This window comes from Tardiphaga robiniae, from assembly GCF_013359755.1.
Classification (GTDB): domain Bacteria; phylum Pseudomonadota; class Alphaproteobacteria; order Rhizobiales; family Xanthobacteraceae; genus Tardiphaga; species Tardiphaga robiniae.
Map to the genome: position 1 here is coordinate 57,373 of NZ_JABMCJ010000077.1, position 13,159 is coordinate 70,531.

Here is a 13,159-nt window from a genome sequence, read left to right on the forward strand (position 1 = left end):
CCTCGCCGATGTTAGCAAACGCATCCGAGGAAACGACAGAGAACGAGACGCCAATGTCCGACATAACATCGCGCGGCTGGCAGCCAGCGACCTATTATCCCGACCCCGCCATTCACGCCCTCGATCCCCGCTTCGAAAAATACTGGATCAAGCTCGGCGCCATTGAACGCATCGCCACCGGCATGCGCTGGGCCGAAGGGCCGGTCTATTTCGGTGACGGCCGCTATCTGTTGTGTTCGGACATTCCCAACAACCGCATTATCAAATGGGAAGAGGAAACCGGCGCGATCAGCGATTTCCGCAAACCATCGAATTACGGCAATGGCAATACGCGGGATCGCCGGGGGCGCCTGATCACCTGCGAACACGGGCGCCGCATCACCCGCACTGAATATGACGGTTCCATCACGGTGCTGATGGATAATTTCGAAGGCAAGAAACTGAACTCGCCGAATGACGTCGTGGTGAAGTCCGACGGCTCGATCTGGTTCACGGATCCCCCCTTCGGTCTGATGAGCGACTATGAGGGCAACAAGGCGCCATCCGAAATCGGACAGAACATCTACCGTATCGATGGCGACACGCTGAAATCCACCATTGTTGTCGATGATGTGCTGGGTCCTAACGGGTTGTGTTTTTCGCCGGATGAAAAGCTGCTCTATGTCGTGGAATCCCGCGGCGTGCCGAACCGCAAGATTCTCGCTTACGACGTCGCCGCCGACAGCAAGACGTTGAAGAACAAGCGCGTGCTGATCGATGCGGGCCCGGGCACGCCCGACGGCATGCGTTGCGATATCGATGGCAATCTGTGGTGCGGCTGGGGCATGGGCAAGCCGGAGCTAGACGGTGTCTTCATCTTCGCGCCCGACGGCGAACAGATCGGCCGCATCGCGCTGCCCGAGCGCTGTGCCAATGTCTGTTTCGGCGGCGTGAAACGCAACCGGCTGTTCATGGCATCGAGCCAGTCGATCTATGCGGTGTATGTAAACACGCAGGGGGCGTTGGGGGGCTGACGGGTACACCGCCCTCTCAACGTCATTGCGAGCGTAGCGAAGCAATCCAGTCTTTCCACGCTTGTGGCCTTCTGGATTGCCGCGTCGCTTCGCTCCTCGCAATGACGGCGGAGAGACCATCGTAGAAACAAAAACGCCGGCATGGATGGCTCCATGCCGGCGTTTTTAGTCACGAAGCTTGCGCTTCAACGACGCGGTCTTACGCCGCGGTGTAGCCAGCGATTGCCTTGACCTCGAGGAAGTCCTCAAGACCGTGCTTACCCCATTCGCGGCCGTTGCCCGACTGCTTGTAGCCGCCGAACGGCGCGGTGCGGTCGTTCGGAGCACCCTGCAGGTTGACGTTGCCGGCGCGGATGCGGCGGCCGAACTTGCGGGCGTTCTCGACCGTGTCAGCTGAGACGTAGCCAGCGAGGCCGTACGGGGTGTCATTTGCGATGCGGAGCGCATCGGCTTCGTCCTTGGACCCCATGATCACGAGCACCGGCCCGAAGATTTCCTCGCGCGCGATGGTCATGTTCTCGGTGACGTCGGCGAAGATCGTCGGACGCACATAGAAGCCCTTGTTGACGCCTTCCGGCAGACCGGGGCCACCGGCGACCAGCGTGGCGCCTTCCTCGATGCCCTTCTGGATCAGGCCCTGGATCTTGTCCCACTGGCCGCGATTGACCACCGGACCGATGACGGTGCCATCAGCGCGCGGATCGCCGGCCTTAGTCTTGTCCGCCTGGGCCTTCGCGATGGCGGCGATTTCCTTCATCTTCGCCTGCGGCACGATCATGCGGCTCGGCGCGTTGCACGACTGTCCGGAATTGTTGAACATGTGCGCGACGCCGCCGGTGACGGCCTTCACGAAGTCGGCGCCGTCAAGGATCACATTCGGCGACTTGCCACCGAGCTCCTGGCTGACGCGCTTCACGGTATTCGCGGCGCGCTTGGCAACGTCGATGCCGGCGCGGGTCGAACCGGTGAAGGAGATCATGTCGATATCGGGATGTTCGCTCATGGCGACGCCGACGTCGGGGCCGAGACCGTTGACGAGGTTGAACACGCCCTTCGGCACGCCGGCTTCATGGAGGATTTCCGCGAAGATCAGCGCTGAGGTCGGGGTATATTCCGACGGCTTCAAGAGCATGGTGCAGCCGGCGGCGAGCGCAGGCGCGACCTTGCAGGCAATCTGGTTCAGCGGCCAATTCCACGGGGTGATCATGCCAACGACGCCAATCGGCTCCTTCGTGATCATGGCGGCATTGTGCGCCTCGTCGAACTTGTAGGTCTTCAGCACGTCGAGCGTGGCGACGAGATGACCGAGGCCGGCACCGGCCTGCAGCTTCTCGGCCATCGGCAGCGGAGCGCCCATTTCGTCGGAGACCGACGCACCGATATCCGACATGCGGGTCTTGTAGACCGCGATGATCTTTTCGAGCAGCGCGATGCGCTCTTCACGGGTGGTCTGGGAGAATGTCTCGAAAGCGCGCTTGGCAGCGGCGACAGCCTTGTCGACGTCGGCCTTGGAGCCCAGCGCAATGTCGTACATCGCATCTTCAGTCGCCGGATTGACGACAGGGGTGGTCTTTTTGACGACGGGATCGACCCAGGCGCCATCGATGTAGAATTGCAGGCGGTTGACCATTGGTAACCTCTTTGATTGCGGGAACGTCTGTCGTCAGAAAATTCTGTGCAGCCGGGTCTATCTGGGAAGGAACGACACGTCCGGCAAGCACCCTTGCGCGGTCATTTCGCCTCATGAGCCCGTCATGCACGGGGTGCCGCGTGAAAGCAGCAAATGCATATAAATCCAGCCGCGTGGCAGGAGCAAGGCCCCGTGTTTTGCGCGCGTTCTAAAATCGAAATGGCACAGCTTGCCAGCAAAGCGCAGTGTGCATTGCAACAAAATTGAGCGAAAAATCAGCGTGACTTTGCGCGGACAGCGATGGGCGCATCCGGGTCGGCTTCATCGTCGGCCATGGTGGAAATCGGCGACATTGGCGTGTCGCGCAGCCGCTTCAGGCCGAGATGGCGCTCGCGCAGGATGACGAAGATGCCTGCGCCCGCGACGATTACCGCGCCGCCGACCACGTAAGGCGTCGGCACTTCGCCGAACATCCAGAAGCCGAGCAAGAAGGCCCACAACATCGCCGTGTAGTCGAACGGTGCAAGGAAGGACGCCGGCGCATAGCGATAGCTCTCGGTGAACAGCATCTGCCCGAGCCCACCGGAAATGCCGATGCCGATCAGCAGCGCCAATTCGAAACTCGTCGGCCAGCGCCAGCCGAATGGCGCCGTGAGCAGCGACGCCGCCATCACGATCAGCGTCATGAAGATGACAATCGCGGATGAGGACTCCGTTGCGGTCAGCCGGCGGATCTGGATGGTCGCACCGCCCGACGAGAAGGCATTGAGCAGCGCCAGCGACAGACCGATGATCATCGACGTGGTCAGCACTGCGTGATCGTGGAAATACGGCGACAGCATCAGGATCACGCCGGAAAAACCGATTGCCACCGCTGACCAGCGATAGGCATGGACCTGCTCTTTCAGGAAGATCGCGGCGAACACCACGGTGATCAGCGGCGCGATGAAGGCAATGGCGGTCACATCCGCGATCGGCAATCGCGCCAGCGCGCCGAAGGTGCAGAACGTCCCGATCACGCTGAACGAACCGCGCACCAGATGCGCGGAGACGCGGTTGGTACGCAGCGCGCCGTGCAATTGACCGCGCCAGCCGAAAAAGAGCACGATCGGGATCAGCGCAAACAACCCGCGGGCAAACACGATCTCGCCGAGCGGCACGTCGCTGCCGAGATAGCGACCCTGCGCGCCCATGATGGCAAACGCCATGGTGCTGGCAATCTTCAGCGACACGGCTTTGAAGATGTTCATGAGTTCGGGGAAATGGAGATCAGGGGAATCGTGGGGGTCTTCATGTTGCAGCACACAATCACGTGAGCCTCCTCACGAAAACCGCCGATGCGACATGGCTTGGCGGGTTTCCATGCAAGGCTGCACCTCGCCACAACCCAACCTTGCGCGGACGGTTTTAGCCCTTTTTGGCGGGCCTAATGGGCCCCTCCACCGCAGGGAGCGATTTCAGATAGAGCGCCATCGCCGAGCGGTCGTCTGCGCTCAACTGGGAGGTATTGCGGATCACACGGGCCATGGAGCCACCGGCGGTGTCGCCGTCCGGCGTCTGCCCGGTTTCGAGAAAATACGCGATGTCCTTTTCGCTCCAGTCACCGAGACGCTTCTGGGTGATGTTGGGCACCCAACCCTCGCCGTCGGGGTTCGGACCGCCGGCAAAGCGCTGTAACGTCACGATGCCGCCCAATGCATTGCGCGGGCTGTGGCACTCGGCGCAGTGGCCCAGCGCATTCACCAGATAGCTGCCGCGATTCCACTGCGGCGACTTCGAAGCATCCGCCTCGAAGGGTTTGCCATCGAGGAACAGCAGCTTCCAGACGCCGAGGTTGCGGCGGATGTTAAATGGAAATGGCACCGCATGATCCGGCGCCTTGCTGGCTACCGGTGGCAGCGTCTTCAGAAAAGCGAACAGGTCCCTGATATCCTCCACCTTCATCTGCTGGTAGGACGTGTAGGGAAAAGCCGGAAAGTAATGCGAGCCGTTCGGCGACGTGCCCTTCAGCAGCGCCGTCACAAAATCAGCCTCGCTCCAGCGGCCGATACCGGCCGTGGGATCGGGCGAGATGTTGGGCACATAGAACGTACCGAACGGCGATGTCAGCGGGAGCCCGCCCCCGAGCTTGAGCCGATCCTGCTGCGCCGGCGTCGCATGGCATGACGAGCAGCCACCGGCATTGAAGACCACTGCGCCATTGCCGGGATTGGGCGTGTGCGGCGGGAGCGTGCTCGCAGCCACCGTTACGGGAATCGTCAGCCACCAGAACACGCCGAGGCCGATGACAGCCGCGACAAATGCGAGAATGAAAAGCCGTTTCAGCACGTGCATGTCCAATTGGTATCCGGGTCAAACTTCAGCACATAAAGCGCGTCGAACAGCCGCTGCCGGAACGAAACCGTGATCCATCCCTTAGGCTCCCGGGGGAATGAATTGGCGTCTCGGATGTTTCCAGCCATGACGACCTCACCATCATCAGGGAGAAAACCATGTCACCTCGTTCGATCATGCTCGCGTCCCTCGCGCTCGGCACCAGCATCGCCCTCGCCGGCCCCGCTTGCGCCGACAAGATGAAGGCGACCCTCAACAGCGCTTCCGAAGTGCCCGCCAATACCAGCGCCGGCAAGGGCACCGCCGATATCGACTTCGATCCCGCTACCAAGAAGCTGACCTGGAAGCTGACCTATTCCGGCCTCACGGGTCCTGCGACCATGGCGCATTTCCACGGCCCCGCCGAAGCCGGCAAGAATGCCGGAGTGGCCGTACCGATCACACCAGCCACATCCGGCTCCGAAGGCAGCGCCACGCTGACCGACGCACAGGCCGCCGACCTATTAGCCGGCAAGTACTATGTCAACGTCCACACTGAGGCCAACAAAGGCGGCGAGATCCGCGGACAGGTGACGAAGTAACATTCGAACCAACGATGGTTGAACAAAAGGGCGAGCGCTACGGCGTTCGCCCTCTCATTCAGAGTTCACAATCGAGCTCAGATCTTCAGCCTGAACGTCTCGTGGCAGCCGCCGCATGCCTTGCCGATGCCGCCGACATTCGCCTTGAGGCTGTCGAGATCCTTGATCTTGGCCTTGGCGTCGGTGACGGCCTTGGCGAAGGTGACGATGTGGGCATCGAAACCGGCCTTGTCTTCCCAGACCTTCGGTGACGTCGAATAGTCACCTTCAGCCTTCAGGCCCTTGGTGCTGTCCGGAAACAGCGTCGGCAGCTTCTTGGCGGTTTCGTCCAGCACGGTCAGCGCGGCCTCGACCGCGGCCTGATCATAGGGCTTGTCGCCCTTGGCCATCGCGCTGAGCGTGCCGCCAAGAGCGCGACCATTGGACTTCATCAGCGTCTGGCGTTCCTTGACGATCTCCTGCTGGGCCGAGACCGCCCCCACACCCAACAGCAAAGCTCCGACAACGAGAAGCGCACGTTTCATCAACCAATACCCCTGTTTGGAATTCAATTAGGACTAGTTCGCAACATGTAGATGAACCCCGCCGCCATCCGGCTATTCCCGGCGGCGGCGCTTTACAGCGTGTGGAGCCGTTCGTGCTCGCGGATCGCCATCCACACCCGCTCAGGAGTTGCAGGCATGTCGACGTGCTCGATTTTGTATTCGCGATAGAGACCATCGATGATGGCGTTCATCACGGCCGGACAGGAGCCGATGGCGCCAGCCTCGCCAGCCCCCTTCACCCCCAGCGGATTGGTCACGCAGGGGATGTTGTGGGTCTCGAACGAGATCGGCGCGCCGTCGGCCGCGCGCGGCAGCGCATAGTCCATGAAAGTGCCAGTGACGAGCTGGCCGTCCTCGGGATCATAGACCGCCTGCTCCATCAGCGCCTGGCCGATGCCCTGCATGGTGCCGCCATGCACCTGGCCGGCCAGCAGCAACGGATTCAGCGTGACGCCGAAATCGTCGACGATGACGTAATTGACAATGGCGATCTTGCCGGTCGCAGGATCGATCTCGACCTCGACCAGATGGGTGCCGTTCGGGAACGTGCCGTCGGCGCTGCTGAAGGTTTCCGACGCATTGAGCTTCGACGGATCGGCCTTCTTCGCGAGATCGGCGAATGACACAGAGCGGTCGGTGCCGGCGATCTTCACCACGCCGCCATCGATCTCGAGGTCGGCGGCGCTGGTTTCCAGCACATCCGCCGCCAGCTCCTTGAGGTTGATACCGAGCTGCCTGGTGGCGCGCTGCACGCTGACGCCACCGGTCGGGATCGATGCGGAGCCGCCGGTGCCGAGACCGGTCGCCACCTTCGCCGTGTCGCCCTGAATGATGTGCACGCGATCCGGCGTCACGCCGAACTGTTCGGCGACGATCTGCGCGTAGGCGGTGTGGTGGCCCTGTCCTGTGGATTGGGTGCCGATCAGGATCGTGATGTCACCATCGGCGCCAACAGCAACGTTGGCGGTCTCGTCGCCCATGGTGCCGCAGACTTCCACATAGGTGGCCATGCCGATACCGCGAACCAGGCCCTCCTTCTTCGCGGCCTTGGCCCGCTTTGGAAATTCCTTCCAGCCCGCAACATCCATCGCGCGTTTCATATGCGCGGTGAAATCGCCGGAGTCGTAAACCTTGCCGGTCGCGGTCTTGTACGGCATCGCCTTCGGCGGAATGAAGTTCTTGCGGCGGATCGCATCCGGCGACATGCCGAGCTTGCGCGCGCATTGATCGACGAGACGCTCGACCACATAGGCCGCTTCGGGACGGCCGGCGCCGCGATAGGCATCCACCGGCACAGAATTGGTGAACACGGTGCGGACGCGGCAATGGAATGTCTGGATATCGTAGAGACCCGGCAACATGCCGGCACCGCCATGCGGGATATATGGCCCGAAGGTCGACAGATAGGCGCCCATGTCGGCCATCAGGTCGACATCCATGGCGAGAAACTTGCCGTCCTCGCTGAGCGCCATGCGTGCATGGGTGACATTGTCACGGCCCTGCGCGTCGCCGAGGAAGTGATCGGTGCGATCCGCCGCCCACTTCACATTCTTGCCGAGCTTCTTGGCAGCAAAGGCCACCAGCGCATATTCACGATAGGGAAACAGCCGCGTGCCGAAACCGCCGCCGACATCAGGGCAGATCACGCGCATCTTGTCCTTCGGCATCTTCAGCACGTTATCGCAGAGGATGTCGCGCAGACGATGGCTGCCCTGGCTGCCGATGGTCAGCGTCACGTAATCGCGCTTGGCATCGTATTCGCAGATCGCCGCGCGGGTCTCCATATAATTGATGATGACGCGTGGATTGACGATCTTCACTTCGGCGATCACGGGTGCCTTGGCGAACACCGCATCGACCGCCTTCTTGTCGCCGATCGGCACATCGAACAGCACATTGCCGGCATGCTTGGCCCACACCTGCGGCGCGCCCTTGGCGACGGCATTGACCAGACCGTTCACAGACGGCAGCGACTTCCATTCGACCTCGATCGCCTCAATCGCATCGCGCGCCTGCGCGATAGTCTCCGCAACCACGAAGGCCACGGCGTCGCCGACATGGCGGACTTCCCCGGCGGCGAGGATCGGATAATCCGGCCCGGTGAAAGGATGATCTTCGAGATTGAACAGGCAGGGCAGACCGCCGAGGTCCTTGGTGTCTTCCGCCGTCAGAATCGCAGCGACACCCGGAAGTGTGCGCGCCTTGCTGACATCGATGCTGAAATTGGCATGGGCATGCGGCGAGCGCAGCACGAGGGCATGCAGCGTGACGGGCGCATGATCGTCGGTATAGCGGCCACGGCCACGAATGAGGGCGTCGTCTTCTTTGCGCAGGACACTCTGTCCGACGCCGAATTTGATGGGGGCCATCGTTCCTCCGCATGCAGTTTAGACTCAATCTACACTGCGGGAGGATGGCGGCAAGTGGCACAGAGCGTCGCCCTGCCCGACTTTGGGACACGATGAAGCGAGCTATCTGGCGCGGACCAGGCTGTGCAGCCAGCTTTTGCCGAAAAGCATCAGGACCAATGCCGAATAGACCAGGACGGTCACGATGATGAGAACTCCCAGCGTCGCTTCGTCGCGGAGGCTGGTGAGGCCCGCAAACTGCTCCGCCACAAGACGCGCGGTCCCCCACAGCACCGCAGCGAGGACCACGCCGGTCAACGCGAATTTGCCCAGCGCCAGCAGGAACGCTCGATCGAATTCGAGATAGCCGGCCCGCATAGCGAAGAAGATGACCAGCAACAGATTGATCCAGGCTCCCGCCGCGGTAGCAAGCGCGAGGCCGATCTGCGCCAGAGGTCCCATCAGCAGAATCTTCAGCGCGACGTTGACTGCGATACCGGTGAGCGCGGCAATCATCGGCGTCGTGGTGTCCTTGCGCGCGTTGAAAGTTGCGACCGCACTGCGAATCATCACGAAAGGGATGAGCGCTATGGCATAGGCAGCGAGCGTCGCCGCAGCGACGGCAGCATCGGCCTTGGTGAAGGCCCCGCGGGCAAACATCGCGCGCATGATGACATCGGGCACCACGAGGAATGCAGCGACGAAGGGCAGCGAGAACAACAGCGTGAACAGGAAGGCGCGGCGCTGCGCGCCCATGGCGCCGACGTGATCGTCTGCCGCCATCCGCCGCGACATTTCCGGCAAGAGCACCGTGCCGATGGCGATGCCGATCACCCCGATCGGCAACTGGTTGAGACGGTCGGCATAATACAGCGCCGACAGCGCGCCGACCGGCAGGAAGGTCGCGATGATGGTGTCGGCAAACAATGCGACTTGCGTGCCCATGGAACCCAGCGTCGCCGGGCCGAGCGCGCGGAAGAAGCCGCGCACGTCCTCGTCGAGGCGCAGCGGCGCGAAACGCGGTAGCCCGCCATGGCGCTGCAAGTCTCCGGCGAGCAGGAAATATTGCAGAAAGCCCGAAATCAGCACACCCCAGGCCGCCGCGTGACCTGCACTCGGAAAGAACGCAGCCAGCGCCAGCGTCGCCATCATGGAGATATTGAGGAAGATCGAGGCCGCCGCGGCACTGGCAAAGCGCTGCATGACGTTCAGCATGCCGCCATAGAGCGTCACCAGCGTGATCAGCAGCAGATAGGGAAAAGTGATGCGTGTCAGCTCGATGGCGAGATGACGCTGCGCGGGATCATCGGTGAAGCCCGGCGCCAGGATGCTCATGGCCTGCGGCATGAACAGAATGGCCAGGATGAGCAGGACGACCTGCGACGCAAACAGCAGCGTGAAGATGCGATCGGCAAACAGATGTGCCGATGCCGGCCCGCCCTTTCCCGTCACATGGGCATAGGCCGGGACGAAAGCGGCATTGAACGCGCCTTCGGCGAAAATGGCGCGGAAATGATTGGGCAGTCGCAGCGCCACGAAGAAGGCGTCAGCCACCGGCCCGGCGCCAAGGATCGCCGCGAGCATGATGTCGCGCGCGAAACCGGTAATCCGCGAGAGCAGCGTATATCCGCCGACGGTGAAAATGCGTCCCAGCATCAGCCGCTTCTACAGCATGAAGCGGCTGCGCAAAACGGCCAAATCAGGCCGCCAGTGCGTCGCGCACAGCCTGAATGACACGATCCTGGGTGGCCTCGTCGAGATAGGCATGAACCGGCAAGCTGATGACATCGGCCGACAGCGCCTCACAGACCGGCAGGCCGCCATCGACGACCGGATAGTCCTTATAGGCAGTCTGCATATGCATCGACTTCGCGTAATAGATCGCGGTCGGCACGCCCTGCGCCTTCAGCGCATTGGCAAAGGCGTCGCGGTCGGTGCCCTTCGGCAGGCGGATTACGTAGCAGGCCCAGATCGACGTATTGCCTTCGGCGACTCGCGGCACGGTGACGAGGTTACCGAGGCTGCGGGCGTAGCGGTCGGCTACTTTGTTGCGGGCGGCGATTTCATCGTCGAAGATCTTCAGCTTTTCCAGCAGCACCGCGGCCTGAATGGTGTCGAGGCGGCCAGTGATGCCAAGGCGAACGTTGTCGTATTTGTCGGAGCCCTGACCGTGGATACGGATGCTGCGCAGGTCCTCGGCGAGCTGGTCGTCATCGGTGAAGATCGCGCCGCCGTCGCCGAAACAGCCGAGCGGCTTGGCCGGAAAGAAGCTGGTGGTGGTGGCGAGCGCCGAGGTGCCGATACGCTTGCCCTTATAGGTGGCACCGAAGGCCTGCGCAGCATCTTCCAGCACGAACAGGCCCTCGGCCTCGGCGATGGCGTTGACCGCATCGAGATCGGCGGGCTGGCCGAACAGATCGACCGGGATGATCGCCCGGGGCTTCAGACCGGCCTTCCTGGCGGTGGCAATGCCACGCTTCACGGATTCAGGGCTGATGTTGAAAGTGACTTCATCGACTTCGACAAATACGGGCGACGCGCCGACCAGCGCCACGGCCTCGCCGGTGGCGCAGAAGGTGAAGGACGGGCACAGCACGGCATCGCCCGGGCCGATCTTCTTGGCCATCAGCACCATCATCAGCGCGTCGGTGCCGCTGGCACAGCTGATCACGTGCTTGGCGCCGCAATATTTGGCGAGTTCTGCTTCGAGCCTGGCGACTTCCGGACCATTAATGAACTGGCAGTGATTGAGCACACGGGTGACCGCCTCGTCGATCGATGTGCCGAGCCGCTGACGCTGCGCATTGAGATCGATGAAGGGAACGGGGTCGATACGGGTGTGCTGGTTCATGATGCCTGGCCTGCAGAATGTCGTCTTGAAGTCTGAATATTGGAAACCGGCGCATGCTTGCGCCGGGTCGCGCTTGCGTCAGCCAACCACCTTGCGGGGCGCCGGGCGTGATGCTGTGGCCGCGCGCTTCTTTGGCGCTTCCAGGCACTGGATCGCGATCTCGAGCGAGGCAACGCCCTCCTCGCCGGTCACAGCCGGCAGGCCGCCGGTGCGAACCGCATCGAGAAACGCCATCAATTCGGCGCGCAGCGGCTCGTCCTGCCCGACCGGCAGATGGCGCATCGAATAGCTGCCATCGGTCTTGAAGCCGAAACATTCGGTGACCTGCCGGGTCAGCAGATCGCCCATCACATATTTGCCGCGCGTTGCGACCGTGACGGTGCGCGCCTTGAACGGCGTCAGCCAGTTGGTGTTGATATGAGCGAGCACGCCGGATGCCGTGCGGAACTGCAGCAGCGCGATGTCTTCGCGCTCGGCGACGGCGGAAGCCAGCTGCGGCTGCACCTCGACGATGTCGCTCTCGGTGAACCAGCGGATCAGGTCGATGTCATGCACGGCAAGATCGATGACAACGCCAACATTGGACATGCGCGGCGGGAACGGGCCGACGCGTGTGATGCCGATCGACAGAATGTCCTCGCCCTCGATCGCCTTCTTGATGGTGGCGACGGCGGGGTTGAAACGCTCGACATGGCCGATCATCAGAGTCACGCTAGCCTTTTGCGCGGCATCGACGATCTCGCGTCCCTCTTCCACGGTGGACGCAATCGGCTTCTCGACCAGGACATGGATGCCCTTGGCGATGCAGGCCAGCGCGACTTCGTGATGCAAGTGAGTGGGCGCTGCAATAGTCACGGCATCGACGCCAGCAGCCAGCAGCGCGTCCAGATCGGCAAAGGTCTTGCAGCCGATCAGTTTCTCGGCGCGGGTGCGATGTTCGAGCATGGGATCGACGATGCCGACCATGTCGATGCCCGGCAGCCCGGCCAGCACGCGGCCATGATTGGTGCCCATGACACCTGCGCCCACGACGCCGACACGCAGCGTGCGCACCGCATCCTTCGCTGCGGAAGTTTCTTTCGACACCATTCAACAAACCTCAGAATTCTTAAGGGCCGGCGCGGCGATTCACCATACTGGCGCCGTGGGTTCTCCTAGCATGCCCGCCACAGATGTGGCGATTGCCCCGCGGAGCTACCCAAACACGTTTTGATTCAAAGAATTACACCAAACCGTGAGACCGGCCAACCGCCCCTCGTCGATCCGCCCCACGGGCGTCCGATCCATTGATATGACAGCACTTTTGCTACATCCTTGGGATGTCGCGACGCGCCGTTATCACCCGCCCATCGAGAGAAATTCCATGTTTCGCAAGCCGGTTGTCGCGCTGAGTCTCGTCATAAGCACTCTGGCGGGAACCGCCGTCTGGGCGCAGACGCCCTCGCCCATGCCGCCGGCCGCGACACCATCTGTCGTCGAGCGGACCGCCAAGGGCCCGACCGCGCGCAACTTCCAGGTCGGCGTTTATCTCAACGTCCAGCCCGACTGCACCTCGGGCACCCTGCCCGCCTTGCGCATGATCACCCCACCCGCGAATGGCACCGTCAGCATCAAGCGCGGCAAGGTGAGCGCCACCAACTACAAGCAGTGCCTCGCGCTCGAAGTACCAGGGTTCATCGCCTTCTATCAGTCGAAGGCGGACTTCGTTGGCAGCGATGAAGTGACCATCGAGGTGAAGTATCCGGCCGGGCGCACGGAGGTGCAGCGGATCAGGATCGATGTGGGCGGGAGTGGCGGAGGTGTGCCCGCGGGGCCGAAGGCTCCAGCGGGGCAGAAGATCTGACAGGCAAGTCCGAT

At 62.2% G+C, this 13,159-nt stretch carries 11 protein-coding genes; 3 read left to right on the forward strand and 8 right to left on the reverse strand.

All coding sequences use genetic code 11. The features are described 5' to 3' along the window. Positions 1-53: 53 nt before the first annotated feature. Entirely contained in the window at positions 54-1,013 is a 960-nt protein-coding gene (locus tag HP556_RS08925) for an SMP-30/gluconolactonase/LRE family protein (protein ID WP_175366690.1), read from the forward strand. A gap of 199 nt (positions 1,014-1,212) precedes the next feature. Here the strand turns inward: HP556_RS08925 and HP556_RS08930 are convergent, their stop codons facing one another. From HP556_RS08930 to HP556_RS08940, 3 genes are all read right to left on the reverse strand, one after another. Continuing rightward, entirely contained in the window at positions 1,213-2,643 is a 1,431-nt protein-coding gene (locus HP556_RS08930; RefSeq protein WP_068738114.1) for an aldehyde dehydrogenase family protein, read from the reverse strand. A gap of 275 nt (positions 2,644-2,918) precedes the next feature. Then, the gene (locus HP556_RS08935) at positions 2,919-3,893 is read right to left on the reverse strand and encodes a DMT family transporter (protein WP_175366691.1); all 975 of its coding nucleotides are present in this window, start codon (positions 3,891-3,893) and stop codon (positions 2,919-2,921) included. Positions 3,894-4,050: 157 nt separating this feature from the next. Beyond that, positions 4,051-4,971, reverse strand: coding sequence for a c-type cytochrome (locus HP556_RS08940; RefSeq protein ID WP_338117550.1), 921 nt, complete (start codon positions 4,969-4,971; stop codon positions 4,051-4,053). 164 nt (positions 4,972-5,135) lie between these two features. Between HP556_RS08940 and HP556_RS08945 the strand changes: the two genes are divergently transcribed. Beyond that, positions 5,136-5,558: a CHRD domain-containing protein gene (locus tag HP556_RS08945; RefSeq protein ID WP_175366693.1), complete on the forward strand. Its 423-nt coding sequence runs from the start codon at positions 5,136-5,138 to the stop codon at positions 5,556-5,558. Positions 5,559-5,635: 77 nt separating this feature from the next. Here the strand turns inward: HP556_RS08945 and HP556_RS08950 are convergent, their stop codons facing one another. The 5 genes from HP556_RS08950 to HP556_RS08970 form a co-directional block, all read right to left on the reverse strand. Further along, positions 5,636-6,082: a c-type cytochrome gene (locus HP556_RS08950; protein WP_093761935.1), complete on the reverse strand. Its 447-nt coding sequence runs from the start codon at positions 6,080-6,082 to the stop codon at positions 5,636-5,638. Between the two features lie 92 nt (positions 6,083-6,174). Beyond that, a complete protein-coding gene (locus HP556_RS08955; protein ID WP_175366694.1) occupies positions 6,175-8,472 on the reverse strand; it encodes a xanthine dehydrogenase family protein molybdopterin-binding subunit in 2,298 nt (765 codons plus the stop codon). Positions 8,473-8,574: 102 nt separating this feature from the next. Next, positions 8,575-10,107: a murein biosynthesis integral membrane protein MurJ gene (gene murJ / locus HP556_RS08960; protein WP_175366695.1), complete on the reverse strand. Its 1,533-nt coding sequence runs from the start codon at positions 10,105-10,107 to the stop codon at positions 8,575-8,577. Between the two features lie 43 nt (positions 10,108-10,150). Further along, positions 10,151-11,302 (reverse strand): DegT/DnrJ/EryC1/StrS family aminotransferase, encoded by a 1,152-nt coding sequence (locus tag HP556_RS08965; protein WP_175366696.1) that lies wholly within the window; start codon positions 11,300-11,302, stop codon positions 10,151-10,153. Between the two features lie 78 nt (positions 11,303-11,380). Further along, the gene (locus HP556_RS08970) at positions 11,381-12,391 is read right to left on the reverse strand and encodes a Gfo/Idh/MocA family protein (protein WP_175366697.1); all 1,011 of its coding nucleotides are present in this window, start codon (positions 12,389-12,391) and stop codon (positions 11,381-11,383) included. 274 nt (positions 12,392-12,665) lie between these two features. Between HP556_RS08970 and HP556_RS08975 the strand changes: the two genes are divergently transcribed. Then, entirely contained in the window at positions 12,666-13,145 is a 480-nt protein-coding gene (locus HP556_RS08975) for a hypothetical protein (protein WP_175366698.1), read from the forward strand. Positions 13,146-13,159 lie beyond the last annotated feature (14 nt).

What these genes read in the sequence shown, in the direction of transcription:
- HP556_RS08925 (WP_175366690.1), top strand. Translation starts at nt 54, where the DNA reads ATGTCCGACATAACATCGCGCGGCTGGCAGCCAGCGACCTATTATCCC.
- HP556_RS08930 (WP_068738114.1), bottom strand. Translation starts at nt 2,643, where the DNA reads ATGGTCAACCGCCTGCAATTCTACATCGATGGCGCCTGGGTCGATCCC.
- HP556_RS08935 (WP_175366691.1), bottom strand. Translation starts at nt 3,893, where the DNA reads ATGAACATCTTCAAAGCCGTGTCGCTGAAGATTGCCAGCACCATGGCG.
- HP556_RS08945 (WP_175366693.1), top strand. Translation starts at nt 5,136, where the DNA reads ATGTCACCTCGTTCGATCATGCTCGCGTCCCTCGCGCTCGGCACCAGC.
- HP556_RS08950 (WP_093761935.1), bottom strand. Translation starts at nt 6,082, where the DNA reads ATGAAACGTGCGCTTCTCGTTGTCGGAGCTTTGCTGTTGGGTGTGGGG.
- HP556_RS08955 (WP_175366694.1), bottom strand. Translation starts at nt 8,472, where the DNA reads ATGGCCCCCATCAAATTCGGCGTCGGACAGAGTGTCCTGCGCAAAGAA.
- murJ (WP_175366695.1), bottom strand. Translation starts at nt 10,107, where the DNA reads ATGCTGGGACGCATTTTCACCGTCGGCGGATATACGCTGCTCTCGCGG.
- HP556_RS08965 (WP_175366696.1), bottom strand. Translation starts at nt 11,302, where the DNA reads ATGAACCAGCACACCCGTATCGACCCCGTTCCCTTCATCGATCTCAAT.
- HP556_RS08970 (WP_175366697.1), bottom strand. Translation starts at nt 12,391, where the DNA reads ATGGTGTCGAAAGAAACTTCCGCAGCGAAGGATGCGGTGCGCACGCTG.
- HP556_RS08975 (WP_175366698.1), top strand. Translation starts at nt 12,666, where the DNA reads ATGTTTCGCAAGCCGGTTGTCGCGCTGAGTCTCGTCATAAGCACTCTG.